We start from the raw sequence: 23,730 nt of genomic DNA, 5'->3' as shown, positions 1-23,730 counted from the left end.
GTCCTCACTGAAGGAATCCGACCCCGCGGATACCGTCCCCTCTCGCGGTCGAATTATCTCTACACTCATGTGCCTCAGCCACACATATATGCTTTCGTGTCGACCCTGCCCGTGACCGCCCCCGTTTCGGCCGCCTGCCGGGCGATTCCGGACTCCCTGCTCACGCCAGCGCTGCGGCCCGGCCCACGATGAACGCCAGTGCTGCGAGGAACATCCCGTACTTGAGGTGCGACTGGCCAGCCGTCGGATCGGAAAACCCCTCGTAGCCGGCGTACAGCATGACCGCGTCGGCCGGGAGAACTACCACGAGGTACGACAGCCCGAACGTCCCGGTTAGATACGGCACTGGACTCGCGACCGCCGCGACGGCTACCATGCCCGCGGCCAACTGGAGGGCTCGCCGTTCGCCGATCGCGATCGGGAGTGTGTTCAGCCCTTCCTCCCGGTCGCCCTCCACGTCCTCGACGTCCTTGATGATCTCCCGGGCGAGCGTCGACAGCGCAGCGAGCACGAACAGCACGATCGTCGGCTCGACGTTGTCCACTGCAGCTCCACCGAACAGGAACGTGCTCCCGCCCAGATACGCGACCAGTGCGTTCCCGACGCCGGGTAATCCTTTGAACAACTCCGTGTAGGTGATCAACGCGAGGAGATTGACCACGGCGATCGCGATCGCCAACGGTGGGAGCAACGCGAGTGCGAGTACGACCGCCGTCAGAAACAGGCCGATGCTAAACCACAGGCACGCTCGCGGTGAGACGGCGCCGCGTGGGATCGGCCGTTCAGGATTGTTGATGCGGTCGATCTCGCGGTCGAAGTAATCGTTGATGGCGTTCCCAGCCCCCGTCGCGAGGATCGTCGCCCCGACTGCGGCGACCACCGCACCGACCGGAAACCCCTGGTCTGCGGCGACGAACGAGCCGATGAACGTCAGCACGCCAGCCGCAATCGAGTTCACTGGACGGGTTAGCTCGACCAGCCCGCGACCACGCTCGACCGTCCCCATGCGTGGATACTGCCAGGTGCGTGTGATAAAGTACCCGATACGATTCACTGGCCGGGTTGGCCACCGCCACGACAGGTACCAGCATAGTTGGTGAGAACCGAGGCGTTTAACACTGCACACCGAATAGCCCGCACCGAGGGCGCTTAGCTCAGTCTGGACAGAGTACTTGGCTTCGGACCAAGCTGTCGCGGGTTCAAATCCTGCAGCGCCCATGTTTCTGCCACGAGCCGAACGGCGAGTGGCGAAACTGGGACAAAGGATTTGAATCAGGGAGCGGCTTCGCCGCGACCGTGGTTCACAATCCTGCAGCGCCCATGGTTGTTCTACCCGCACGAAGGCGGCGTATTGTATCCTCTTTCCAGAGTCCCGCCCGTTTAGCGGCTGAACGAACCCACGATCTTGGTCTCGATGCTCTACAGTGAGGACAACGGCTTAGTACATCCAATACATTGTGATACACATGCCTATCAGTGCGGATCACTTCGAGAACATCGATACCGAGGGCGATGAGCCGACACCAGGGACGAACGCGCACGAAATTCTCTCGTTTCTCGAACAGCACCCTGACCAGGCATTCACACAGAGCGAGATCGCTGACGAGACAGATGTCACCCGTGGCTCGGTCGGTCCAACCCTCGTCCGACTCCGGGAGTCTGGACGGGTTGACCACCGAGGCAAGTACTGGCGGATCAGCGATCACGCCCGGAGTCTCGACCATGCGGCTGATCACGCCGATGCTGTCGCTGCCAGCTACGAGGAGGAGTCGTTCGACTACGACGAGTGGCAGGCCCACGCGGTTGATCCACGGGAAGACCGTGAGTAGGAGCGCCTTCCAGAAGGGCGATGTCTTCTGGGCACCAGACCCGTTCAGACAGGGCTCGAATCCACGATTGTGGCTTGTGCTAGCCGCTGATTCGCTTCCGTATCAGGGGCAGGAATACATCTGTGCTGCACTGACGACGAGTGACTTGCCGGCCAATTATGCAGTCGGCTCTGAATGGATCACCGGCCGCAACCCACAGAAGACCTCGTATTGCTCACCGTGGGTAGTGGCGACGATCAAAGACCGTGCAGTCGTCAACGCGCAGGGCGAAATCACCACTGGATTCACTGACAGAATGATCACTGAATGTACGGAATATCTCGATCCGTGACTGCCGTCTGACCATCCTCATTACTGGTCTGAAACCTCCGAATTCCGCAGCTTCACGGCTGCAAGGTCGATTCGTTCGATGGTCGAACAAGAGCCTGCAGCACCCATTTCGTCCGGAACGATTCGAATCCACAGCTGCTTCTGCAGGCTCGGCGTAGAAACCACGACCTGGGCCAAACAGGTATCTGCGAAGACCGTACGACGAGGGTCCGGCTGCTGGACCCGCGTGCTCCCACCGATAACGGTGAATCGTCGACCGCGGTTCGGAATCGGACTGCCGACGCCGATTCTAGTACTGTTGGCTGTGCTGTTGTTGCTGGCCGCGCTGGCCCTGACTCTGATCGACGAACTGGCCGGTCTGTGGGTCACGGGCCTGCTGCTCGGCCTTTTCGTGCATCTGCTGGCGGAACTGCTGGGTGTGGCGTTCGTCCGCAGCGCCCTGGTCAGCGCCGCGTCCCTGTTTACCCGGCCAACCGCCGTGCATCTGCCCCTGATGCTGTTGGCCCTGCCCCTGCTGGCCCTGGAACTGGGGCTGCTGAGACTGCTGGCGGTGCTGTTGTGTCTGGACGTACTGTTGGCCTCGCTGCTGAGACTGCTGCGGTTGCTGATACTGTTGCTGGGGCTGCTGCTGGCCCTGATGCTGCTGATACTGTTGCTGGGGCTGCTGTTGCTGTCGTTGTTGGTGCTGTTGCTGGACCTGTCCACGCTGCTGTCCCTGCTGACCGTACTGTTGCTGTCGGCCGTGCTGTTGTTGCTGGCCGCGCTGGCCCTGGCTCTGATCGACGAACTGGCCGGTCTGTGGATCACGGGCCTGCTGCTCGGCCTTTTCGTGCATCTGCTGGCGGAACTGCTGGGAGTGGCGTTCGTCCGCAGCGCCCTGGTCAGCGCCGCGACCCTGTTTACTCGGCCAACCGCTGTGCATCTGCCCCTGATGCTGTTGGCCCTGCTGTTGTCCGTACTGCTGGGACTGCTGGCCGTGCTGTGCGTGCTCTTGACCCCGGTTTTGATCGTGATGTGGCATGGGAATCGCGAAACTGTGTCGTCGGGATGGTTTGCGAACGACGCGTCCGACGGCGGTCGTTGTCACTTGAGTCGGAAGCCGGCATGGCCTGCTGTTGCAAGGCTGTGACCGCCTGTTCGCGTCGCTTGAGACAATTTGCAAGCCGTTCGTGGGTTGGATTTCGTCGGCCTCCCGGTTCAGACGGTGGCTTCGTGCTCGATCGTTCGGTCGCCGCGGTCCGCCAATCGCTCCTGCCCGAACAGCGCGTCGGACGAGCCGATCTGGCGTGGTCAGCGGAGCCAGGAGAGCGGCGGAACGCGGGACGGCTGCCGTGATTCTACGTCCGCGGGCTGATCGCTCGTGAACGGTCCTGCCAGCGAGTCGCGGGCGAGGGACGGGAGTTCACAGGCGAGCGCGCCGACTTTGCAGAGGAACGGTTCGGGATCGTCCAGATCGAGATAGTCGAACTGCGGCTCCGAGACGACCGATCCCTCGATCGCGGAGTCGGGTCCGAAACAGCCGCTCGGCCAGGGGACTCCGGCAGATGTTCCCGTGGCAGAGCACGAGAACCTGGGACGAGCCAGACAGCTGCGCCAGCGCGTGTTCCGGGTCCTGGACGGTCGGCGTGCGTCCCATTCCGAGCGCGACTCGATGCAGGGCGACGCTCATCCGTTTCCGTCCCAGTCCGGCGTATCGATGGACGTCCGGGAGACTCTCGGTCAGCCGCTCGACGTTGGTGTTCATGGCTCCACTGTCGAACTAGTGCCTGTCACCGCCCGATCGCTGGGCGCTTGGCGCGTGGTACAGCCGAGTGATAGCTGAAGGTCACTGAGGTTCACCGTGGCGGTGGCTCACGGAGGATCAGCATTGTTAGCCGGTAAATTTTCGGATGAAAGCCCGTCTTAGCCGAAATAAGCGAGTGATGTCCTCCGAAACTGCGTCCGTCTGAATCCCGCTTTGCTACCGGCTCCGTTCTGGCCGGGCGGGGACGTGACGAGGTGTCGAGAGGTGGCCCCGTGGGACTTGTCTCTCGAGGCCGTATCACACGGCATGGGACGCGAACCGACCCATCAGGACGGGGTACCGATCACGGTGATCTGCGGGCCGCTGGGTGCGGGGAAGACGACGCTCGTGAACCGGCTCCTCGACGCGCCTGCGGGGCGGACCCTCGCAGTCGTCGTCAACGACATGGGCCAGGTGAACGTGGACGCGGAACGCATCGCAAACGAGGGCGGGGACGTCGTGGACCTCTCGAACGGATGCGTCTGCTGCCGGCTCCAGGACGACCTCCGCGAGCAAGTCCAGTCGCTGGCTGAGACCAGGGAACTCGACGCCATCGTCGTGGAGGCCTCCGGCATCAGCGAGCCGGTCCCCATCGCACAGACGCTCACCGGGGCCACCACAGACGAGCCGCCGGCCGGGGTCGCCCTGGACACGACGGTGTCGGTGATCGACGCCTACGGGTTCTGGAAGGCCTTCGACGAGGACGAACACCTCCCGGCGAGCGCGCCAGATCCCGCGCGGCCGCTCACCGACGTCCTCGTGGACGCGATCGAGTTCTGTGACGTCCTCCTGTTGAACAAGTGCGACATGGTTCCCGACGAGGTTCGTGACGACCTCGAAAGCGTCATTCGGACGCTTCAGCCGCGGGCGACGATCCACCGGACGACGTACTGCGACGTCGAGACGGATGCCGTCGTCGACACAGGGCTGTTCGACTACGAGGTCGGCCGTCGACAACAGGGGTGGAAGCGAGCGCTCGCGGGCGAGCACGACCACGAGAGCGCGGCCGAAACCCACGGCGTCGAGTCCATCGTCTACGAGCGGGCGCGCCCGTTCCACCCCGAGCGGCTGGACGCGTGGCTGGACGACTGGGACGGCGCCATCGTTCGGGCCAAGGGATTCGCGTGGGTCACGAGTCGCCCCGACGAAGTCATCGGTGTGAGTCAGGCGGGCCCGTCTGTCCAGGCCGGCCCGATCGGCGAGTGGGGCGACGACGATCCCGCGACGCGACTCGTGTTCATCGGCACGGACCTCGACGAAGAGCGAATCCGGTCGGAACTCGACGCGTGTCTGGTCAGCGGTGCGGACGACGAGTGGACTCGCGACCCGTTCCCGAGAGAAGCGGACTGAGTCGCGTGGGCCGACCGCTCGCTCAGTCGATGCCGACCTGTTCGCGCAGATCCGCCCAGGACTCGTGGAAGCCGTAGGTGCCCGCAGACCCGGAACTAACTGATCGTTGATACACGTCGTCGTACTGGAGCAACTGCGTCCACCCGTCGTGGAACGTGTACGAACAGTACTGGCACATGCCCGTACGTACCGCGGGAGCGGCGATAACAGTTCGGCCACCTCGCCCGGGTCGACATCTTCATATGCCTGACCTATCGAGACGTGTGCAATGCACGGACGCCACTGTGCCCGGCGGGGTCGCCAGCGAAGCGAGGGGCCGCTCACTGGCCGCTGTGAACACTGCGAGTGGTACGCGATCGAGCGCTCGCACGCCGCGATGGTCAAGTCCTACCAGGACCATCTTCGCGAGGAACACCCGGACGCCTGGGTCCGCGCCTGAAAGAAAGCGACGCCGGGGCCCGCCGAGTAGGGCCGGCTTACGGTTCGAGGAGCACCTTCACGACGCCTTCTTCGCGGTTGTCGAACCGCTCGTACATCTCGGGGGCTTCCTCGATGTCGACGCGGTGAGTCACGACGAAACTCGGGTCGGCGCGTCCCTGGACGATGAGGTCCCGCAGGTAGCGGTTGTAGTCTTTGACGTTACACTGCCCGGTGCCGAGTTTTAGCCCCTTCTCGAACAGTTTCCCGAAGTCGATGCCGAGCCGACCCTGCGCAGCCATCTCGTCCGGTGCGCCCGGGTCCGACGGGACGTACAGCCCGGGGATGCCGAGTTCGCCGGTCGGGCGAACCGTCTTGATGAGGTCGTTGAGGACGATCGCGGGATTCTCGCGGGCCGGGTCGTACGCGTCGTCTGTCGGCTTCGTGTCGGGGTCGATCGCCTGATAGCCGACCGCGTCGACGCCCTTGTCGACGCCGCCGCCGTGCTGGTCTTTGATCTGTTCGACTGGATCGGCTTCCTCGAAGTTTATCGGCGTCGCGTTGCAGTGGTCTTCGGCCATCTCGAGTCGGCTCTCGACGCGATCGACGACGTATATCTCCGACGCGCCCTTGATGTCGGCGCTGTAGGCTGCCATCAGGCCGACCGGCCCGGCGCCGTAGATCGCGATCGACTCGCCGGGCTGGAGGTTCGCCAGCTCCGTCCCGTGCCAGCCCGTCGGGAAGATGTCGGCGAGCAGTGCAAAGGAGTCCTCGTGTTCATCGCCCGGCGGGAGTTTCAGCGCGTTGAAGTCCGCGTACGGGATACGGAGCTTCTCGGCCTGGCCGCCCTTGTACGGCCCCATCGCGACGTAGCCGTACGCACCGCCCGCAAAGCCCGGATTGACGTTCGTACAGAACCCGGTGTATCCCTCTTCACAGTTCTGGCAGAACCCACACGCGACGTTGAACGGGGCGACGACGCGGTCGCCCTCCTCCAAGGTGCTGACTCCCTCACCGACCTCGCTGACGGTTCCCATGTTCTCGTGACCGAAGACGATCCCGGGCTCGGCTGCCGTCCGCCCCTCGTACATGTGCAGGTCCGAGCCACAGATCGCCGTCGTCGTGATGTCGATGACGACGTCGTTCGGGTGTTGGATCTCCGGTTCGTCTACTTCTTCGACCGCAACGTCTTTCTCGCCCTGATAGACGACTGCTTCCATTGACATATGGTATCAACCCATCTAGTCCCCTCCACGCTCGGCGGCATGTTCTTAACTGATTAATTGTTACATATAACTCGGCGAGCAGGTCGGCCGGGGCGCCGAACTGCAAGGATTCCGACCTGAGACATCCTTTTGCCTGCCAATGCAGTGAGTGTGGGTAGATGGCCCACGCCACACCGTCCCGTCTCCTGCGCGTCGACCTCGGGGCACGGACCTGCGAGAGTGAACGCGTCCCTGCGGAGTGGCGACGGCGCTTCGTCGGCGGCAAGGGACTCGGCGCGCGCTACCTCTACGAGGCGGTGAACGCGGGCACCGATCCGCTAGGGCCGACCAACGCGTTGCTGTTCATGCGCGGACCGCTGACGGGGTATCTACCGGGCGAGCAGCGGTTCGCGGCGATCACGAAGTCCCCACTGACCGGCACCTTCCTCGACTCGTACGCTGGTGGCTCGTTTCCCGGGGCACTGGCGGGCGCACTCGGCGACCACGTCGGCGTCCTGGTGACCGGCGACGCGTCGGACCCGGTGACGCTCGTCGTCGAAGACGGCCGCGCTCGCATCGAGACGGCGGGTGCGCTGTGGGGGAGCGACACCAGTGAGACCTGTGTCGCGTTCCCCGACGCGGCGGTGGCGTGTATCGGACCAGCGGGCGAACACCGGGTTCGATACGCGACCATCGCCACTGACGGCGGCGACCACCACGCGGGTCGCGGCGGAGCCGGCGCCGTGATGGGGAGCAAGAAACTGAAGGCCGTCGTCGCGCGCGGTGAGCCGCCGACGGGCCATTCGGACCGTCGCCGCGCCGCAGCCGAGCGGTTCGCCGCCGACGCCGTCGGCCGCTGGCAGGCCGCGAGCGAGACCCTCGAATCGGCCGAGTTCGCCGACGCGATCGGCGCACTCGCGACGCGTGGCTGGCAGGACGATCACTTCGAGGGAACGGCGGACATCGGCATCGAAGCCGTTCGCGAGGCGGCGACTGGCCGGGAACGCGACGACGAGCAGGTTCCCGGCGGCTTCCGGATCGAAACGGACGAGGGCGAGAGCGTGCCCCGCGGCGCGACCCAGATGACCCTCGGCGCCACGCTCGGCGTGGACGAGTTCGACGCCGTCGTGACCCTCGGCGACACCTGTGACCGACTCGGCGTCGACGTCATCAGCGCGGGGAACGCCGTGGCGTGGGCGATCCTCGCCAGCGAGGACGGACTGCTCGACCGCGACCTCTCGTTCGGTGACGCGGCGGCCGCCCGCGACCTCCTCGACGAGATCGCGACGCGCCGGACCGCCCTCGGCGACGCGCTCGCCCGCGGCGTCGACGAAGCCGCCGCCGAACTCGGGGCCACCGACAGGATTCCCACAGTGAAGGGGATGGAGGTCCCGTCGTACGATCCGCGGCGAGCGGCCAGCATGGCGCTCGCGTACGCGACGAGCGACCGCGGCGCCTGTCACCGGCGCAGTCGACCGATCGAACGCGAACCGCTCGACTCCGAGGCGTGGTCTCCCGACCGGGCCGCACAGGCCGTGATCGCCGAACAGAACACGCGGTCGGTGCTCTGGAGTCTGGTCGCCGACGACTTCCTGGGTGCCGTCCTCGACGATCTGGGCGAGGCGTGGCTCCGGGCGGTCGGCGCGCCGGTCCCCGATGACCTGTCGCTCGTCGGCGAGCGCGTCTGGAACCTCACGCGGCTGTTCAACGTTCGCGAGGGGTTCGCCCGAGCGGACGACGAACTCCCGCCGCGCTTCACTGAACCGGCCGGTACCGAGTCGAGCGACGGCCCCGTGGTCGACCCTGACGCCTTCGAGCGAATGCTCGACGCGTACTACGACGCCCGTGGCTGGGACGCAGCTGGGTTGCCGACGGCCGACACGCTGGCCCGCCTCGATCTCCTCGACGTCGTCGACGACGAGACGCCCATCGGCACTACCGCGACCGAGTCGTCGTGACCCGGCGATCGAACTCAGGCCTTCCACAGCCGCCAGAGAGCCATGTACAGCGTCCACAGGTCGCAGTCGAAGCGGTCCGCCAGGTCGCGACAGCAGTCGAGATACGTGACGTACTCCGCCGCCGTCGGGGGATCGGGATACGGGTCCGAGAGGGCACCTGCGTCCCGGAGAACCGTCCACTCGCGCTCGCCGACGACGACGTACGCCTCGGGATCGATGAACATGAGAAACCCGGTGGCGATGGGTACGTCGACCCCGGACAGATCGGTCAACCGCTCGACCTTCGCCTCCGGATCGACCGTCGAGACGGCGTCTGCGATGGCCTGGTGGATGGTCTCGTAGTCGTTCTCACCGAACTCCGCCTCGACGGCCTGTCGCTTGGCGTGGGAGAACTCGCCCAGGAACCGGCGGTAGTACCACATGACGACCCACTCGGCGTCCCGGAAGCCGAAGTCGCCCGCGGCGAACATCGACGGGAAGATGTCGATGGCTTCCTGTTCGACCGAGAAGAGCGGCTCTTCCCGACGGTACTCTTCGGCGTTGGTCTCGACGACCGAGCGGGTCAGGTCCATCCCGCGTAGCCTGTCGTCCCCCATCGCCCTGTGTTTTGCGTCGACCGCGAGGCGTCGTTGTCCGCGAGACGGATGTCCGCGCCGGAACTTCTCCCTGTGTGGTAAAAACACTCATGCAGGTGCAGCGGCTTTTGTTGCATACGTATCGCGGAATCAGTCCGCCCTCTGGGATCAACACATGTCTGAACAAGAACAAGAGCCAGTCAAGACGATCTGTCCGTACTGTGGCGTCGGCTGTGGCATCCAGGTCAAGCCCGGTGACGAGCCCGGTGACATGCGATTCATGCCGTGGGGCGATGCCCCGGTCAACGAGGGTCGCATCTGTATCAAGGGCGGTGCGGCCACGGAAGTCGTCGATCACGAGGACAGACTCACGGAACCGCTCATCAAGGAAAACGGAGAGTTCCGCGAGGCGTCGTGGGAGGAAGCCCTCTCGCGAATCGTCGACGAACTCGAACGGATTCGCGAGGAACACGGCCCGGACGCGATGGGCTTTTACGGTTCCTCGAAGGTGATGAACGAGGAGAACTACCTCCTCCAGAAGCTCGCCCGTCGCTACGGCACGAACAACGTCGACAACTGCACCCGGATGTGTCACGCTTCGACCGTGTGGGCGCTCCGCCGGAGTCTCGGTGCCGGGGCGATGACCAACAGCATGGAGGACCTGGGTGCGAAAGCCGACGTGTTCTGGATACAGGGAGCCAATCCCGCCGAACAGCACCCGATCGCCAACAGCCAGTACTTCCGACAGGCGGTCATCGACGGTGCGACCGTCATCCAGGTCGACCCCCACGCCAACAAGACCACGAAGTCGTTCGACATCGAGGGGACCGACCGCCACATGCACCTCCAGCTAGAGCCCGGGACCGACATCCCGCTGCTCAACGTCGTCCTCAAGACGATCCTGGAGAACGACTGGGTCGACGAGGAGTTCGTCCGACAGCGCACGAAAGGGTTCGGAGACCTCGAAGAGACGCTCGACGATTTCGACAAGGAAGCAGCCGCGGAAACCTGTCGCGTCCCCCTAGAAGACATCGAGGAAGCCGCCGAGAAGTACGCCACGGCCGAGAACGCGGCCATCTTCACCGGAATGGGGATGAGCCAGCACAGTTGCGGCGTCGACAACGTCCAGAACGAGATCAACCTCGCACTCGTCACCGGGAACCTCGGCCGACCGGGGACGGGCGTCAACCCGCTCCGCGGTCAGAACAACGTCCAGGGGACCTGCGACGTGGGCGCGATGCCGAACGTCCTGCCGGGCTACCAGAACGTCGACGACGACGCGGCCCGCAGCGCCGTCGAGGAGGTGTGGGGATTCGACGTCCCGCCCGAACCCGGACTGACGAACGTCGAGATCTCGATGGAAGCCGGCGAGTCCGTCCACGGGCTGTACGTCATGGGCGAGAACCCCGTGATGAGCGAGCCCGACGCGAACGAGGTCGCCGAGCGCCTGGAGCGACTGGAGTTCATGGTCGTCCAGGACATCTTCATGACCGAGACGGCCACGTTCGCCGACGTGATCTTGCCGGCGACCACCTGGGCCGAACGGGGCGGCACCGTCACCAACACCGACCGCCGCGTCCAGCGGATGCGCCCCGTCGAGAAAGTTCACGAGAACACCCGCCACGACCTCGACATCCTCGCGGAGGTCGGGACTCGACTCTTCGGGGAGGACGGCGGCTTCGACTTCTCGGACCCCGAAGACGTCTTCGAGGAACTCCGGCAGGTCTGTCCCAGCTACCACGGGATGACCTACGACCTGCTGGGCGAGGAGGGCATCCACTGGCCCTGCTACGAGCCCGGCGACGAGGGCGATCCGTTCCTCTACGAGGACGAGTTCACCACGTCAGACGGCCTGGGGTACGTCGAGGGCGTGCGCCACCAGCCGCCCGCCGAAGTGCCCGACGAGGAGTACCCGCTCATCCTGACGACGGCGCGGCTCATCGAGCACTACAACACGGGGACGATGAGCCGGCGCTCGCCGACGCTCAACCGCCAGACGCCCGAGAACTTCGTCGACATCCACCCGAACGACGCAGAGCGCTACGGCATCGAGGACGAGGACGACGTGATCATCAAGTCCCGCCGCGGCGAGATCACTGTCGTCGCGAACGTCACCGAGGACATCAAGGAGGGCGTCATCTGGACCACGCCTCACTTCGCCGCCGCCTCGGCCAACCGTCTCACCAACGACGTCCTCGACGAACGCGCGAAGATCCCGGAGTACAAAGCCGCAGCCGCGGAGATCGAGGTCAGCGTCGAATCGGCTGACTCGGCCGCCGCCGACGACGACTGACTCACTTCCCGATCACCGCACACCTTCCGTCGCTTCCGGACGATTTCTCCGGTCGCACTGACCAGTCTCAGCTGTGGGAATACAGCCGACACGACCCGTAACTAACGGAACTATAATAATCTTTCATAGTATTTATTGGCGCGTTCATGGAATCGTCTGACTTGGGCAACTTCGCCCAGGATACCAATGCCAGAAGTACACTTCGAGGTGGACGTCGACAGTCCGCCGGACGAGCAACCGGGGGCCAAGCCGTTCAATCGCTGGCATCCCGAGATCGAACCGGTCGACACCGCGGAACCCGGCGACACGGTACGACTCGAATGCCTCGATTGGACTGGCGGCCAGATTCGAGACAACGACAACGCGAACGAAGTCCGCGACGTGGACCTGAACCAGGTCCACTACCTGAGCGGGCCGATCGAGGTGTCGGGGGCCAAGCCAGGCGACCTGCTGAAGGTGACGCTGCTCGACATCGGTGCGCTGAACGACCGCTGGGAGTACGGCTTCACGGGAATCTTCTCCCAGCAGAACGGCGGTGGGTTCCTGACCGACCACTTCCCCGACGCGGCCAAGGCGATCTGGGACATCGACGGGACGTACGTCTCTTCGCGACACATCCCGGACGTCTACTACGAGGGGAAGATCCACCCCGGCCTGATCGGGACCGCCCCGTCCCAGGAACTCTTAGAAGAGTGGAACGAGCGCGAACAGAAACTGATGGACAAACACGAGGAGGACCCCTCCTCGATTCCAGACCACCCGACCGGCGAGTCCCAGCCGCCCGTCGCGAACCCACCGACGGCGGACGGTGCGCTCCCCGGCGAAGCGACGGGCGACGCCGCAGACAACATCGCCGAAGAGGGCGCACGGACCGTCCCACCGCGGGAACACGGCGGCAACTGCGACATCAAGGACCTCTCGCTCGGGTCGACGATCTACTTCCCGGTGTTCGTCGAGGGCGCGAAGTTCGGCATCGGCGACCTCCACGCCTCGCAGGGCGACGGGGAGATCACGTTCTGCGGCGCCATCGAGATGGCCGGCTACGTCGATCTGAAGTTCGAACTCGTCAAGGACGGCATGGACGAGTACGGCGTCGACCACCCGATCTTCGAGCCCGGCCACCGCGGACCGAACTTCAGCGAGTACGTCGTGTTCGAGGGCTACTCCGTCGACGAGGAGGGCGAACAGCACTACATCGACTCGCACGTGGCCTACCGCCGCGCCTGTCTCCAGGCCATCGACTACCTGGAGAAGTTCGGCTACACCCGCGAGCAGGCGTACATGATTCTGGGGACTGTGCCGGTCGAAGGTCGTCAGAGCGGCGTCGTCGACATCCCGAACGCCTGCTCCACGCTCGCGCTTCCGAAAGAGGTCTTCAATTTCGACGTCAGCCCGGACGGCTTAGAGGAGTCCGCCGACCGAGGACAGATCCCGATCACGGACGACCCGCTCTGAGCAGCGTCGGTCCCGCCGACTCGTCGCACTCGCCTCGGACTCACTCGCTCGGTTGGTCTGTCGCCCTCGCCTCGTCGGCGTCGAGCACTTCGCCGACGACGGCCGCCAGTGGGGGCACCGCTCCCGCGTCGGGCTGGTCTCCCGACGCGAGCGCGTGATAGTCGGCTGTCCCCTGCAGCGCGAGCCGGATCACGTCGTCGGTGGTGAACACCTGCTCCTCACAGTGGTCGTTGACCGCGTCGCGGACGGCCCGCAGGGACTCGCGCGTGTCCATCGACATCGTCAGTGAGACCTGGAACCGGTGTGGGATGTCGTCGTGGAAGCGAGACGCCGCGGCCGCGACGTCGGAGTTGTCGCCCGGCATCGCCAGCACTGTCCACGAACGGTGAGGTAAAGCTTCGGGACGCCCCCTTGGCTGGCGAGTGTGACCGTTTTGGCACCGGCCGTCGTATGACCGGTATGGAACTGGTCGACGCGCTCGCGGCCGACGGTCTCGTCTGCGTGGTCGGCGCAGGCGGCAAGAAAACCACGCTCTGGCGACTCGCCGCCCGTCACGACCGGGCAGTCGTCACCGCGACGGTTCGTATCCCGATCTTCGATCGACACGTGGCGAGGGTCGAAGTAACGAAAGATCCCGTCGACGCGGTCGGCGAAGCCGACGCCTGGCCGCTCGGGCTCGTCCCCGAACGCGAGGACGACCGGTATCTCGGCTACGACACCGAGACGGTCGCGGCGCTCGCCGAGACCGACGTCCCGGACGCGGTGCTCGTCAAGGCCGACGGCGCGCGGATGCGCGAGTTCAAAGCGCCCGACGACGCCGAGCCCCAGGTGCCCGCCGGCACGGACACCGTCCTGCCCGTCGCCAGCGCGCACGTCGTGGGGAAGCCGCTGACTGCCGAGCACGTACACCGGGTAGAGCGCGTGGCCGCGATCACCGACCTCTCGCCGGGCGAGGAAATCCGTCCCGAACACGTGGCCGCCGTCGTGACCAGTCCCGAAGGCGGACTGAAGGACGTGCCCCCCGGGGCGACGGTCGTCCCGGTCATCAACAAGGTCGACGACGCGACCGACGAAGCCGCTGCCCGGCGCATCGCCGCGGCGATTCTCGACGCCGGCACGGTCGATCGAGTCGCACTCACGCGCATGATCGCGGACGACCCGCTCGTGGCCGTGCTCGAACGCTGAGCTACTCGTCGCCGAACGCCGATCGTGCGGTTTCCAGTTTCTCGCGCGTGTTGACGTTCCGGAACGTGTCCTCTGTCGCGTGCTCGCGAATCTCCGCCGCGTCCACGACGACGTAGTCGAGCCTGAACAGCGGGACGACGATCTTGTGTTCGTCGTCGGCGAGCGCTTTTGCACACGCCTGAGCCATCGGCTCCGTCCGATACACCGCCTGGGTGGTCTGGAACCACTCGTCTTCGACCTGTGGGACGGCGGCATCGTGGCCGGCCGCTCGCTCGAACAGGTAGTCGAGAAACGAGGCGTCGACGAAGGGCATGTCACAGGCCACGACCGCGGCGTACTCCCCGTCTGCTTCGCGGAGGCCAGTCATGATGCCTGCCATCGGCCCCTGGTCAGGCTCGGGGTCTTCCGCGTACTGAACCGGGATTTCGACGCCGGCGAGCGCGGCCTCGAGCCGGGCGCGCTGCTCGGCGCGACAGTTGACCACGAGGTCGTCGACGACGCCTTCGAGGCGGTCGGCGACGCGCCGAATCATCGGCTCGCCCGCCAGATCGGCGGTCGCTTTGTCCTCGTCGCCGAACCGCGTCGAGTACCCGCCGGCGAGGATCACGCCGCTTCGCATCACCGGGCACTTCGGACTGGATGACACTAAACGTTTCACCGCTGGAGCGATACGATTCGGACCGAGCGCCCTGGTGGAAATATTTATTCCCGCCCCATGGTGAGGGGTGTGTATGATACCTGATATTGAATGGAGGTCGTCGTGACCGTGAGTGGAGCGGCCACCGTCGCGACGAAGGTCGTCAGCGACGATCAGGTTCGGCTGACCTTGATCGACGATCGACACCCGGACAAGCCGACCTGGTCACACTGGTTCGTCCCGAAACACCTGACCGTCGAACAGGACCAACTGACGGTCGCCCGGAGCCGCGGTGGCCGTCTGTGGCCCGACGACCTCGACGATCAGTCCCCGAGCAACGTCGAGGGGATGGCCGCCGTCCTGACCTGGCGTGACACCACGTACAGCGGCCGGGTCTCTACTGCGAACGCGTCGGTCGCCGTCATCTACCGGGACTAGGGACCGGCAACCGTCCCGAAACTACTCGTAAGAGGCGCGGCGTCGTGAGTTGGTGGTACGGAATGGCGGAGAACCACCCGCTCCTGACGCTCGAAACAGTGCTCTTGATCGCCGTGGGGGGATTTCTGGGTGCGAACTCCCGCCACCTCATCGCCGTCTCGACGCCCGGCCTCTGGGGCACCTTCGTCGCGAACGCGCTGGGGAGCTTTCTGCTCGGCTTCGTCCTCTACGAGGCCATGTACACGGGACTGTTAGCCGACGAGACGCGGCTCGTCCTCGCGACCGGCTTCCTCTCGTCGTTTACTACTTACAGCACGTTCGCGCTCGAAACCGTCCAATCGACGCCGTTGCTCGGTCTCCTGAACGTGACTGGCAACTACGCCTTCGGCTTCACCGGCGTCGTTCTCGGGGGTCGCGTCGCCGCACGCCTCGAACAGGAGTGATCCCATGGTTCCCGACCTCTGGCTCGTCGGCCTCGGCGGCGTCGTCGGTGCGTTGCTGCGACATTTCACCGCGGAACTCGTCGCTCGCGAGACGTTCCCCGTCGGCACGCTGACGGTGAACGTGGTCGGCAGTTTCGTCCTCGGCCTCGTCACCGTCCTCGATCCCGGGAACGCCGTCCTCCTGTTCGTCGGCACCGGCGCCTGTGGGTCCTACACGACGTTCTCCTCGTTTTCGTTCGACACGGTTCGGCTGTGGGAGACCGACGAGCACGCCTCGGCCGTCGCGTTCGCCGCGCTGAACCTCGTCGGCTCGATCGCGGCGATCGGCGGTGCGTGGCTCCTCGGTTCGCTGCTCCCGGTGTGACGAGACAGAGACGCGACCCGTACCGCCGACGGGTAGTTGCATCGTACAGTCACTTACGGTTATATATTCCACGAATATAAACGAAAATTACCTACTTTTGCCCGGAAAACGATGTGTACTATGTTACCACAGAACACGACGAAGCATGAGTCTGTACACAGTCCTCGGAATGGGGTTAGTATTCGTCGGCATGGTGTTGGTGGTCAACGGCGTGTGGCTGCTGGGGATCGGCTCGGACCGTGACGTCGCGGTCCTGAACTACTTCGTGGGCGGTCTCACGCTGCTGATTGCCCTCTGGTGGGCGTTCGGCGGGTCGGCTTCGGAGGGAACGCCGTTCAACGCCGCTGGAACGCTGTTGTTCTCGTTCACGTATCTCTGGGTCGGAACGAACGCGTGGCGCGGTGAAGACGATCAACGGGCGTTCGGCTGGTACTGTATCATGGTGACGATCCTCGCCATCCCGACGGGCTGGTTCGTCTGGCAACTCGGCGACGTCGGTCTCGCCAGTTTGTGGTGGATCTGGGCGATCCTCTGGGCGACGTTCTGGCTCCTGCTCGGCCTCCAGAAATCCGAGTACACCAGACCCATCGGCTGGTACACGCTCGTCGTCGGCATCGCGACCGGCGGCGCTGGCTACGTGATGGCTGCTGGCCTCTGGCCGTGGGCGTGAGTGCGCTCCCTGCCGTGTCTGCTGGCCGTTCCCCTGCAAGAACTGACAGCAAACCGTCAGTCAGCGACCCTATACGTGGCTGGTGAAACTTCGCGATACGACTTTGTGGCCGTGCATGGACTCCACTGAAGAGGTGTGTTAGCATGACGCAGTCCACGGGGGAGTGGCCCTCCACAGTACTCGCTGCAGAAACCGAACGATTTCAGGAGCGTGACGTTCGCGAGATGAACGTCACCGCGGGAACGGCCCTCGCAGACGCGATCAGAACGACCCTCGGTCCCAGGGGAATGGACAAGATGCTGGTCGGCGACGACGGGAAAGTCGTGGTGACCAACGACGGTGCCAGCATCCTCGACCGCATGGACATCGAACACCCCGCCGCCCGGGAGATCGTCCAGGTCGCCCAGAGCCAGCACGATCGAATCGGCGACGGCACGACGACGGCCGTCATCGTCGCGGGCGAACTCCTCACGGAGGCGGCGCGGCTCACGGAGCAGGGTCTCCATCCGACGACGATCGATGCGGGATACACGCGTGCCGTCGACCTCGCGCTCTCGGCGCTCGACGAGTGCACGGTTCCGGTCGATCCGGCGGACACTGAACTGCTCGAAGCTATCGCCCGGACGGCAATCACCGGCAAGTGGAGCGACCGGGAAGCGACGGCGATCGTCGAACTCGTCGTCGAGGCAGCCCAGGCGGTCGAACGAAACGGGACCGTCGAGCGCCGACGGATCACCAGAACGACGATCCCCGGCGGGTCCCCGACCGACTCAGAACTCGTCGCGGGACTCGCCATCGACGTGGACGCCTCCTCGACGACGCTCGCCTCACTGGACGTCGATCTCCCGCGGCGCATCGAGGACGCGGGCGTCGCGCTGATCGACGACCAGCTCACCGTCGAGAAGGCGGACGCGATCACGCGCGTCTCCGTCGAGAATCCCACACAGCTCGGTCAGTTCGCCGACTACGAAGCCGACGTTTACGAAGGCCAGGCGAGCGGTATCGCCGACGTGGGTGCCGACATCGTCTTCTGCCAGAAGTCGATCGACGACGACGTGCGGGCGCGGCTGGCCAGACACGGCGTCATCGCGGTCGAACGGACGCGACAGGACGAGATGCACAAACTCGCCCGAGCGACGGGTGCCGGTCTCGTCAAACGCGTCGACGAACTGACGTCCGACCACGTCGGGCGCGCGGGCGTCGTCGAGCGCCGCACGCTCGCCGACACCGAACTGGTCGTCGTCGGCGAGTGTCCCGACACCGAACAGCGGTCGCTGATCCTGCGCGGCGGGACGGCCCACGTGATAGACGAGACGAAGCGACTGATCGAGAACTGCCTCGACGACGTGACGCTCGCGATCGAACGGGGCGCGGTGGTTCCCGGCGGCGGTGCCACGGAAGTCGCCGTGGCGGCGAGGCTCCGGGAGGCAGCCGACGGGATCGCCGGCCGCGAGCAACTCGCCGTGACCGCCTTCGCCGACGCGCTGGAGTCGATTCCGCGGACGCTCGCCGAGAGTGCGGGACTCGACCCGATCGACGCGCTGGTGGCCCTTCGAAACCGCCACGCCGACGACGAGTGGCGGACTGGGCTCGACGTCGACGGCGGCGAACTTGCCGACGTGGTCGAGCGCGGCGTCGTCGAACCGGCGACGATCAAGCGCCACGCGATCACTAGCGCCGCAGAAGCGACGACGGTCCTCGTCGGCATCGACGACATGCTCGTGGCGACCGGTGAAGGCGACGGCGAGCACGATCACGGTCACGATCACGACCACGGACGCGGCGGCGTCGAAGCCACTGGCGGCTACCCGTGGGCCGTCGGTCACTGACGGTCGCCCGCGACGGGCTGACGGTGCGAAAAACGGGACTCGAACCCGCGATCAGGACGGTTTCGCGAGGTCGCCGCGGTCGTCGGTCGGAGCGGTCTCCTCGGCCAGGCCGTCGGGGTCGATGTCGAACTCGAAGACCTCCTTCGGGACCGACACGGTGACGCAGGTGTTTGGCAGGTCGACGATGCCGGCGATGCGGCTCTCGACCGGCGCGCAACTCAGGATCTGGTAGGCCTGCTCGCGGGTGTAGCCGAAGTTCGACATGTAGTCGATGGCGTCGAGACAGGCCCGGCGCATCCCGACGTTGGCGTTCTTGTAGTGCTGGGTGCCTTCCTCGTCGACGGAGTAGCCCTCGAAGACGACGTACTCGGAGAACTGCGGCTCCATGTTGCCCGGCGTGAACAGCGCGTAGTCGGTCCCCATCTTCTCCATGCCGTTCTTGACGAGGTCGACCTGCATGTCGATCCAGCCGGCCATCTCGATGGCGCCGCAGAACGTGATCTCCCCGTCGCCCTGCGAGAAGTGCAGGTCGCCGGTGATCATGTTCGCGCCCTCGACGAACACCGGGAGGTACACGCGCGACCCGCGACTCAGGTTCTTGATGTCGCAGTTGCCGGCGTTCTCCCGCGGCGGGATGGTCCGGGCGGCCTCGTCGGCGACCTCCTCGACCTCGTCGTCGTCCATGTCGCCCAGCAGGATGTCCTCGGGTTCCGGCGGGAGCGCCAGCGGCGGCTCGTCGTCGTGGGTCTCGTGGTTGATGGCCGTCTCGTCCTCCGGCCCGCGTTCGATGAGCGCTCGCTCGCGTTCGTTCCACTTCTCCAGGAGGTCATGTGACGGTGCGGTCCCGACGATACCGGGATGTGAGAGCCCGGCGAATCGAACGTCGGGGATGTGGCGGGAACTCGCGTACACGCCGTCGAGGTCCCAGATCGACTTGCGGGCCTCCGGGAAGTGATCGGTGAGGAACCCGCCCCCGTTGTCGAGTTCGAAGATGCCGTTGAAGCCCCACTCGTTGTCCGGGAACGGTCCGAGGTCGAGGATGTCGACGACGAGCATGTCGCCGGGTTCGGCGCCTTCGACGCGGATGGGACCGCTGAGGTGGTGGTTCGGCGCGAGGTCCATGTCGCGGATGTCGTTCGCGCTGTCGTCGTTGACCACCTGGTTTCCGGTCCAGTCGAGACACTCCACGCGGAATTTCTCGCCCGGTTCGACGCTCGCCGCCGCCGGCACGTCCGGATGCCACCGGTTGACGATCGGGTCTGGCTGCTCTTCGATCGAACTGTCGACGTCTACTTCGAAGACTGTCTCTGGCATGCGCAGCGATACCATACCACACGTGAAGTGGTATAGCTGTTTGACGCACTCCCGTGGAATTCCTGCGTCTCGCGTGCCCGTTCCAGTCGGTACGACACGAGAGTGGTCACGATTGCATGCGGAGTCAGGGACCCGACAGTACGTTTAACAGGCTCATCGTGGAAGTGAGGTCGGTTATCAGCATGGCTGATCCACTCTTGCCGACCATCGACGATCGCATCGACCTCTACCTGGCGCTCTGGAACGCTTTGGGCGAGGAGGCGTTCACCGTTGACAGTCTCCGGCGCGGTGACGTGGATGACCGGGACGTGCCGTGGGCGAGCCTGGCTGAGAGGGATCTCCGTGATCGCCTCGAAACGCTCGTCGCCCTCGGCTTGCTCGACTGGCAGGGAGACGACCGGTACCGGGTTCGCCTGACGCCGGCCGACTCACTCGATACGTGGCTCGAACACACGGCGACACGGACCAGCGCGCTGTACGACGCCGTCGAGGCGGCTGCCGCAGATCGTGACGACGAGGAAGCCGTCGCGGACGAGCGTGACGTCGTCCAGTTCCAGGGCGAGACATTCCTCCGAACGACCGTTTCCCCCGAGCTCACGTTCGAGGACGTGGCCGGAGACCTCACCGAACTGCTCGGACAGGCGTCCGACCACGATGCCGCCGCCCTCTGCGCACCGGCAGACGAGGCCGATCACGTCCAGCGGATCGCCGACCGATTGTGTGACGACGAGGCGATGGCGGACCGGCAGGGCCCGGACTGCTTCGAGAAGGTCACGACGCAGGTTCTGGGCAACGACCCCGACGAGCTAGAGTATCGGATGTATCTCGCTCGGTGTGACACGTAGCCGACAGCACAGGTCACTGCGCGTCGGTTTCGATCAACGCTTATCGCCGACGACGGCGAACACGAAGACTTGGACCCATGCCCGACCGACTCTCGATCGTCGAACCGGGGGAATCGGCAGACCAGGACGTGAACGCCCTCCTCCGGGAGGCCACGGAGGACTGGTACGAGGACGCGGCTTTCTTCGGCGCGATGGCCCACCAGCCGGCGATCTTCAAGCGGCTGGTCGAAACGCTCGGCTCGTTTCCCCAGTCCGACGCCGTCAGTTCGTCACTGCTGGAACTCGTCCGTCTCAGGGTCGCGACGTGTCACGAGTGTGCCTACTGCGGGACCGTCCGGACGACTGACGTTCGCGACGAAGTCGCACCGAAGGAGGCGGCCGTCCTCGGCGACGAGATAGACCAGGCGGCACTCACTCGGCGCGAGGCGCTCGCCGTCGAACTCGCGGACGCGATGTCGAGGGACCCACACCGGATCACGGACGAGTTCTTCGCGGACCTTCACGATGAGTTCGCGACGGACGAACTGGTTGAACTCCTCCTGTTCTGTAGCCTCGAAGTCGGACTCGACCGGTTCACGATCGCACTCGAACTCGACACGACCGAGGACAGCCCGTACCCGACCGGACTGGAGTATCCGCTCACGGACCCGCAGTCACGAGAGCAGTAACGACCGCGCCCAGTTGGTGGCGGTCCTGTACCGCCCGGTGAGCCGATTCGGTCGGGGACGGCAGTGGAGTCCCGTTGCCTTGCCGAAAACGGAGACGGGTGTTCTTCGACCGCAAGGACGACTCGGACGAATTACACGCAGTACACGAACGGGTAGATGAGTGCGACGCGGTCGCCGTCGTCGAGGTGCGTGTCCAGTCCGTCGAGCAACTCGTTGAACTGGCCGTTGACGCAGACGCGAGCGTAGGCACGCGTCTGCTCGCCTTCGGGATTCTTGTACCAGCTTCCGGGGACCTCCTCCTCGACTTTCGCCCAGCCGCGAGTCGTCGCCTCGGCCTCCGTCTCGGCGATGAGCATGTCAGCGACGTCGTACTCCTCGAAAAACGCGGTCAGGAACGCGCGAAGGGTGTCTCCTTCGAAGGTAAAATCGAACCGTGGCTGCCCGACCGCCGTGCGGACGTGGCCGGTGCACTTCACGGTCACCGTCGTCCGCGTTTCCCCGACGTCGTCTTCGCGGTGTGCCGCGTCGCTGTCACCCGTTGTGGTCTGCATGCCTGAATCTAGGGTCTTCACACGCTGAAACGCTTGCCCCGAACATGTTCATCGGAAGTGTGCCTGCCGATCCGCAGGTTGCCGAACGTGTTCGGCCCAGTCCTTTCGACCGCCCGCGACCAACGAACGGCAGAGATGACCGTCTCCCACGACGCGGTCGAGCCGGTGACTGAATCGGTCCACGACAACTCCTGGTCGGCGAACCTGGAGAAACCGCCCCACGCCGCGGATCAGTCGTTGGTGCTGGCACAGGCCAGGGAGGCGATCGAACACACTGCCCCGGGCAATCACGTGAACCTCGTCACCCACGGCGACCACGGTCACCCGGAAAAGAACCTGTACCCGGACCTGGACGAGGCGTTCGGTGACGACGTCGAGTACGAGTACGTCGAACAGTGTGGCTGCGGCGGCCACGTCACGCGCGTTCACGTGAAGTGAGATGCGAGGGAGCTTCGACACGGACGACCGACCGCTCGTCCTCATCTGGGAGGTGACGCAGGCCTGTGACCTGGCCTGTGAGCACTGTCGAGCGGACGCCAGACCCGGCAGACACCCGGACGAACTGACCACGGCGGAGGGCAAATCGGTTCTCGACGCGGCCGCCCGGTTCGACGAGAACCAACTGGTCGTTCTCTCCGGCGGCGATCCCTGCAAGCGCCCGGACCTGACTGACCTCGTGGCGTACGGAGACGACCTCGGCTTGCGCACGTCGCTGACGCCGAGCGGAACCAGTTCACTGACCGGCGACGCAATCGCGGCCCTCTCCGACGCGGGGCTCCGACGGATGGCGCTGAGCATCGACGGTGGCGACGCGGAGAGCCACGACGCGTTCCGCGGCGAAGCCGGCAGTTTCGAGGAGACGATGCGCGCCGCGGAGAACGCCCGAGCCGCGAACCTCCCGCTCCAGGTCAACACGACGGTCTGTGCCCAGACGGTCGCCCAACTGCCCGCCATCCGGGAAGTCGTCCGGGAAATCGGTGCGGTCCTCTGGAGCGTGTTCTTCCTCGTCCCGGTCGGTCGCGGCCAGCTGCTCGATCCTATCGGTCCGGACCGGGCCGACAGGGTGATGGAGTGGTTGGCCGAGGTCGCCGACGAGGAACCGTTCGGCGTCAAGACGACGGAAGCGCCGCAGTTCCGGCGCGTGAAACTGCAGCGACGCGATGCGGGGCCAGACGCCGGTCTCGAGCGCCGAAGTGGCGTCGTCGCCGGCGATGGCTTCGCGTTCGTGAGTCACACGGGCGAGATCTACCCGTCGGGCTTCCTCCCGAAGTCAGCGGGGACGGTCCGTGAGGACGACCTGGTGTCGGTGTACCGGGAGTCGTCGCTGTTCACCGCGCTTCGCGATCGAGACCGCCTGTCGGGGAAGTGCGGACAGTGTGAGTTCCGGCGGGTCTGTGGCGGCAGTCGGTCACGCGCGTTCGCTCACACTGGCGATCCGCTGGCGAGTGACCCGCTCTGTCCCTACGAACCCGATGGGTACCGCCCTGTCTCGGGTGATTAGTCGGCCAGCACCGAGCGATGACTCTCTTCTGGGCGGCGGCGAGGTGGTGACTGACCGTCGACGGTGACGCACCGACTCCCCTGAATTTGA

At 65.3% G+C, this 23,730-nt stretch carries 26 protein-coding genes and 1 tRNA gene; 18 read left to right on the top strand and 9 right to left on the bottom strand.

The window, feature by feature from the left end:
- Nucleotides 1-160 precede the first annotated feature (160 nt).
- Nucleotides 161-1,006, bottom strand: a complete 846-nt coding sequence (locus MU553_RS15090) for a geranylgeranylglycerol-phosphate geranylgeranyltransferase (RefSeq protein WP_247378839.1) — start codon at nucleotides 1,004-1,006, stop codon at nucleotides 161-163.
- A 137-nt stretch (nucleotides 1,007-1,143) separates the two neighbouring features.
- Between MU553_RS15090 and MU553_RS15085 the strand changes: the two genes are divergently transcribed.
- The 3 genes from MU553_RS15085 (at nucleotide 1,144) to MU553_RS15075 (ending at nucleotide 3,288) form a co-directional block, all read left to right on the top strand.
- Nucleotides 1,144-1,218 (top strand) — tRNA-Arg (locus MU553_RS15085).
- Between the two features lie 248 nt (nucleotides 1,219-1,466).
- Nucleotides 1,467-1,829 carry a winged helix-turn-helix domain-containing protein gene (locus MU553_RS15080; RefSeq protein ID WP_247378837.1) on the top strand — a complete coding sequence of 121 codons (363 nt, stop codon included), beginning with the start codon at nucleotides 1,467-1,469 and terminating at the stop codon, nucleotides 1,827-1,829.
- Between the two features lie 409 nt (nucleotides 1,830-2,238).
- On the top strand, nucleotides 2,239-3,288 hold the full coding sequence (locus MU553_RS15075; protein WP_247378835.1) for a hypothetical protein: 1,050 nt from the start codon (nucleotides 2,239-2,241) through the stop codon (nucleotides 3,286-3,288).
- Between the two features lie 273 nt (nucleotides 3,289-3,561).
- Here MU553_RS15075 and MU553_RS23630 read toward each other — a convergent pair whose 3' ends face one another.
- On the bottom strand, nucleotides 3,562-3,795 hold the full coding sequence (locus tag MU553_RS23630) for an arsenate reductase/protein-tyrosine-phosphatase family protein (protein ID WP_282594328.1): 234 nt from the start codon (nucleotides 3,793-3,795) through the stop codon (nucleotides 3,562-3,564).
- A gap of 414 nt (nucleotides 3,796-4,209) precedes the next feature.
- Here MU553_RS23630 and MU553_RS15065 point away from each other — a divergent pair, with 414 nt between their 5' ends.
- Nucleotides 4,210-5,292, top strand: coding sequence for a CobW family GTP-binding protein (locus MU553_RS15065; RefSeq protein WP_247378832.1), 1,083 nt, complete (start codon nucleotides 4,210-4,212; stop codon nucleotides 5,290-5,292).
- A 22-nt stretch (nucleotides 5,293-5,314) separates the two neighbouring features.
- Here the strand turns inward: MU553_RS15065 and MU553_RS15060 are convergent, their stop codons facing one another.
- Nucleotides 5,315-5,470: a hypothetical protein gene (locus MU553_RS15060; protein WP_247378830.1), complete on the bottom strand. Its 156-nt coding sequence runs from the start codon at nucleotides 5,468-5,470 to the stop codon at nucleotides 5,315-5,317.
- Nucleotides 5,471-5,560: 90 nt separating this feature from the next.
- On the opposite strand from MU553_RS15060, the gene MU553_RS15055 reads away from it, so the two are divergent.
- Nucleotides 5,561-5,731, top strand: coding sequence for a hypothetical protein (locus tag MU553_RS15055; protein ID WP_247378828.1), 171 nt, complete (start codon nucleotides 5,561-5,563; stop codon nucleotides 5,729-5,731).
- A gap of 37 nt (nucleotides 5,732-5,768) precedes the next feature.
- Here MU553_RS15055 and MU553_RS15050 read toward each other — a convergent pair whose 3' ends face one another.
- A complete protein-coding gene (locus MU553_RS15050) occupies nucleotides 5,769-6,929 on the bottom strand; it encodes a glutathione-independent formaldehyde dehydrogenase (RefSeq protein WP_247379044.1) in 1,161 nt (386 codons plus the stop codon).
- 164 nt (nucleotides 6,930-7,093) lie between these two features.
- Between MU553_RS15050 and MU553_RS15045 the strand changes: the two genes are divergently transcribed.
- A complete protein-coding gene (locus MU553_RS15045) occupies nucleotides 7,094-8,872 on the top strand; it encodes an aldehyde ferredoxin oxidoreductase family protein (protein WP_247378827.1) in 1,779 nt (592 codons plus the stop codon).
- Between the two features lie 14 nt (nucleotides 8,873-8,886).
- On the opposite strand, the gene MU553_RS15040 is transcribed toward MU553_RS15045, so the two are convergent.
- On the bottom strand, nucleotides 8,887-9,468 hold the full coding sequence (locus MU553_RS15040) for a hypothetical protein (protein ID WP_247378826.1): 582 nt from the start codon (nucleotides 9,466-9,468) through the stop codon (nucleotides 8,887-8,889).
- Nucleotides 9,469-9,622: 154 nt separating this feature from the next.
- Between MU553_RS15040 and fdhF the strand changes: the two genes are divergently transcribed.
- Both fdhF and fmdA (MU553_RS15030) read left to right on the top strand, forming a co-directional pair.
- Entirely contained in the window at nucleotides 9,623-11,740 is a 2,118-nt protein-coding gene (gene fdhF, locus MU553_RS15035; RefSeq protein ID WP_247378825.1) for a formate dehydrogenase subunit alpha, read from the top strand.
- 186 nt (nucleotides 11,741-11,926) lie between these two features.
- Nucleotides 11,927-13,195, top strand: coding sequence for a formamidase (fmdA, locus tag MU553_RS15030; protein WP_247378824.1), 1,269 nt, complete (start codon nucleotides 11,927-11,929; stop codon nucleotides 13,193-13,195).
- 40 nt (nucleotides 13,196-13,235) lie between these two features.
- Here the strand turns inward: fmdA (MU553_RS15030) and MU553_RS15025 are convergent, their stop codons facing one another.
- Nucleotides 13,236-13,559, bottom strand: a complete 324-nt coding sequence (locus MU553_RS15025) for a hypothetical protein (RefSeq protein WP_247378823.1) — start codon at nucleotides 13,557-13,559, stop codon at nucleotides 13,236-13,238.
- A gap of 95 nt (nucleotides 13,560-13,654) precedes the next feature.
- On the opposite strand from MU553_RS15025, the gene yqeC reads away from it, so the two are divergent.
- Entirely contained in the window at nucleotides 13,655-14,380 is a 726-nt protein-coding gene (gene yqeC, locus MU553_RS15020; protein ID WP_247378822.1) for a selenium cofactor biosynthesis protein YqeC, read from the top strand.
- 1 nt (nucleotide 14,381) lies between these two features.
- On the opposite strand, the gene mobA is transcribed toward yqeC, so the two are convergent.
- Nucleotides 14,382-14,999 (bottom strand): molybdenum cofactor guanylyltransferase, encoded by a 618-nt coding sequence (gene mobA, locus MU553_RS15015; RefSeq protein ID WP_247378821.1) that lies wholly within the window; start codon nucleotides 14,997-14,999, stop codon nucleotides 14,382-14,384.
- A 129-nt stretch (nucleotides 15,000-15,128) separates the two neighbouring features.
- Here mobA and MU553_RS15010 point away from each other — a divergent pair, with 129 nt between their 5' ends.
- The 5 genes from MU553_RS15010 (at nucleotide 15,129) to thsA (ending at nucleotide 18,761) form a co-directional block, all read left to right on the top strand.
- A complete protein-coding gene (locus tag MU553_RS15010) occupies nucleotides 15,129-15,455 on the top strand; it encodes a hypothetical protein (RefSeq protein WP_247378820.1) in 327 nt (108 codons plus the stop codon).
- Nucleotides 15,456-15,517: 62 nt separating this feature from the next.
- Complete coding sequence (locus tag MU553_RS15005) at nucleotides 15,518-15,898, top strand: fluoride efflux transporter FluC (RefSeq protein ID WP_247378819.1); 381 nt, start codon at nucleotides 15,518-15,520, stop codon at nucleotides 15,896-15,898.
- Between the two features lie 4 nt (nucleotides 15,899-15,902).
- A complete protein-coding gene (gene crcB, locus MU553_RS15000) occupies nucleotides 15,903-16,262 on the top strand; it encodes a fluoride efflux transporter CrcB (RefSeq protein ID WP_247378818.1) in 360 nt (119 codons plus the stop codon).
- A gap of 145 nt (nucleotides 16,263-16,407) precedes the next feature.
- Complete coding sequence (locus MU553_RS14995; protein ID WP_247378817.1) at nucleotides 16,408-16,932, top strand: AmiS/UreI family transporter; 525 nt, start codon at nucleotides 16,408-16,410, stop codon at nucleotides 16,930-16,932.
- A gap of 143 nt (nucleotides 16,933-17,075) precedes the next feature.
- Nucleotides 17,076-18,761, top strand: coding sequence for a thermosome subunit alpha (gene thsA / locus MU553_RS14990; RefSeq protein ID WP_247378816.1), 1,686 nt, complete (start codon nucleotides 17,076-17,078; stop codon nucleotides 18,759-18,761).
- Nucleotides 18,762-18,812: 51 nt separating this feature from the next.
- Here thsA and fmdA (MU553_RS14985) read toward each other — a convergent pair whose 3' ends face one another.
- A complete protein-coding gene (fmdA, locus tag MU553_RS14985; RefSeq protein ID WP_247378815.1) occupies nucleotides 18,813-20,075 on the bottom strand; it encodes a formamidase in 1,263 nt (420 codons plus the stop codon).
- 182 nt (nucleotides 20,076-20,257) lie between these two features.
- Here fmdA (MU553_RS14985) and MU553_RS14980 point away from each other — a divergent pair, with 182 nt between their 5' ends.
- Together MU553_RS14980 and MU553_RS14975 are read left to right on the top strand one after the other, a co-directional pair.
- Entirely contained in the window at nucleotides 20,258-20,920 is a 663-nt protein-coding gene (locus tag MU553_RS14980; RefSeq protein ID WP_247378814.1) for a hypothetical protein, read from the top strand.
- 77 nt (nucleotides 20,921-20,997) lie between these two features.
- Nucleotides 20,998-21,588 carry a carboxymuconolactone decarboxylase family protein gene (locus tag MU553_RS14975; protein WP_247378813.1) on the top strand — a complete coding sequence of 197 codons (591 nt, stop codon included), beginning with the start codon at nucleotides 20,998-21,000 and terminating at the stop codon, nucleotides 21,586-21,588.
- 131 nt (nucleotides 21,589-21,719) lie between these two features.
- Here MU553_RS14975 and MU553_RS14970 read toward each other — a convergent pair whose 3' ends face one another.
- Nucleotides 21,720-22,139, bottom strand: a complete 420-nt coding sequence (locus tag MU553_RS14970) for a pterin cluster protein (RefSeq protein ID WP_247378812.1) — start codon at nucleotides 22,137-22,139, stop codon at nucleotides 21,720-21,722.
- 135 nt (nucleotides 22,140-22,274) lie between these two features.
- On the opposite strand from MU553_RS14970, the gene MU553_RS14965 reads away from it, so the two are divergent.
- Both MU553_RS14965 and MU553_RS14960 read left to right on the top strand, forming a co-directional pair.
- Nucleotides 22,275-22,577, top strand: a complete 303-nt coding sequence (locus MU553_RS14965; RefSeq protein WP_247379042.1) for a CGCGG family putative rSAM-modified RiPP protein — start codon at nucleotides 22,275-22,277, stop codon at nucleotides 22,575-22,577.
- Between the two features lies 1 nt (nucleotide 22,578).
- Entirely contained in the window at nucleotides 22,579-23,640 is a 1,062-nt protein-coding gene (locus MU553_RS14960; protein ID WP_247378811.1) for a radical SAM protein, read from the top strand.
- Nucleotides 23,641-23,730 lie beyond the last annotated feature (90 nt).

The organism is Halorientalis brevis (assembly GCF_023077655.1).
The sequence above is the reverse complement of the archived record's forward strand: the minus strand, read 5'-3'. Positions and strand labels throughout refer to the sequence as shown.

Excerpts from the sequence above, each read along its gene's own strand:
- MU553_RS15090 (WP_247378839.1), bottom strand. The coding sequence starts at position 1,006 with ATGGGGACGGTCGAGCGTGGTCGCGGGCTGGTCGAGCTAACCCGTCCA.
- MU553_RS15080 (WP_247378837.1), top strand. The coding sequence starts at position 1,467 with ATGCCTATCAGTGCGGATCACTTCGAGAACATCGATACCGAGGGCGAT.
- MU553_RS15075 (WP_247378835.1), top strand. The coding sequence starts at position 2,239 with ATGGTCGAACAAGAGCCTGCAGCACCCATTTCGTCCGGAACGATTCGA.
- MU553_RS23630 (WP_282594328.1), bottom strand. The coding sequence starts at position 3,795 with ATGGGACGCACGCCGACCGTCCAGGACCCGGAACACGCGCTGGCGCAG.
- MU553_RS15065 (WP_247378832.1), top strand. The coding sequence starts at position 4,210 with ATGGGACGCGAACCGACCCATCAGGACGGGGTACCGATCACGGTGATC.
- MU553_RS15060 (WP_247378830.1), bottom strand. The coding sequence starts at position 5,470 with ATGTGCCAGTACTGTTCGTACACGTTCCACGACGGGTGGACGCAGTTG.
- MU553_RS15055 (WP_247378828.1), top strand. The coding sequence starts at position 5,561 with ATGCACGGACGCCACTGTGCCCGGCGGGGTCGCCAGCGAAGCGAGGGG.
- MU553_RS15050 (WP_247379044.1), bottom strand. The coding sequence starts at position 6,929 with ATGGAAGCAGTCGTCTATCAGGGCGAGAAAGACGTTGCGGTCGAAGAA.
- MU553_RS15045 (WP_247378827.1), top strand. The coding sequence starts at position 7,094 with ATGGCCCACGCCACACCGTCCCGTCTCCTGCGCGTCGACCTCGGGGCA.
- MU553_RS15040 (WP_247378826.1), bottom strand. The coding sequence starts at position 9,468 with ATGGGGGACGACAGGCTACGCGGGATGGACCTGACCCGCTCGGTCGTC.
- fdhF (WP_247378825.1), top strand. The coding sequence starts at position 9,623 with ATGTCTGAACAAGAACAAGAGCCAGTCAAGACGATCTGTCCGTACTGT.
- fmdA (WP_247378824.1), top strand. The coding sequence starts at position 11,927 with ATGCCAGAAGTACACTTCGAGGTGGACGTCGACAGTCCGCCGGACGAG.
- MU553_RS15025 (WP_247378823.1), bottom strand. The coding sequence starts at position 13,559 with ATGCCGGGCGACAACTCCGACGTCGCGGCCGCGGCGTCTCGCTTCCAC.
- yqeC (WP_247378822.1), top strand. The coding sequence starts at position 13,655 with ATGGAACTGGTCGACGCGCTCGCGGCCGACGGTCTCGTCTGCGTGGTC.
- mobA (WP_247378821.1), bottom strand. The coding sequence starts at position 14,999 with ATGCGAAGCGGCGTGATCCTCGCCGGCGGGTACTCGACGCGGTTCGGC.
- MU553_RS15010 (WP_247378820.1), top strand. The coding sequence starts at position 15,129 with ATGGAGGTCGTCGTGACCGTGAGTGGAGCGGCCACCGTCGCGACGAAG.
- MU553_RS15005 (WP_247378819.1), top strand. The coding sequence starts at position 15,518 with ATGGCGGAGAACCACCCGCTCCTGACGCTCGAAACAGTGCTCTTGATC.
- crcB (WP_247378818.1), top strand. The coding sequence starts at position 15,903 with ATGGTTCCCGACCTCTGGCTCGTCGGCCTCGGCGGCGTCGTCGGTGCG.
- MU553_RS14995 (WP_247378817.1), top strand. The coding sequence starts at position 16,408 with ATGAGTCTGTACACAGTCCTCGGAATGGGGTTAGTATTCGTCGGCATG.
- thsA (WP_247378816.1), top strand. The coding sequence starts at position 17,076 with ATGACGCAGTCCACGGGGGAGTGGCCCTCCACAGTACTCGCTGCAGAA.
- fmdA (WP_247378815.1), bottom strand. The coding sequence starts at position 20,075 with ATGCCAGAGACAGTCTTCGAAGTAGACGTCGACAGTTCGATCGAAGAG.
- MU553_RS14980 (WP_247378814.1), top strand. The coding sequence starts at position 20,258 with ATGGCTGATCCACTCTTGCCGACCATCGACGATCGCATCGACCTCTAC.
- MU553_RS14975 (WP_247378813.1), top strand. The coding sequence starts at position 20,998 with ATGCCCGACCGACTCTCGATCGTCGAACCGGGGGAATCGGCAGACCAG.
- MU553_RS14970 (WP_247378812.1), bottom strand. The coding sequence starts at position 22,139 with ATGCAGACCACAACGGGTGACAGCGACGCGGCACACCGCGAAGACGAC.
- MU553_RS14965 (WP_247379042.1), top strand. The coding sequence starts at position 22,275 with ATGACCGTCTCCCACGACGCGGTCGAGCCGGTGACTGAATCGGTCCAC.
- MU553_RS14960 (WP_247378811.1), top strand. The coding sequence starts at position 22,579 with ATGCGAGGGAGCTTCGACACGGACGACCGACCGCTCGTCCTCATCTGG.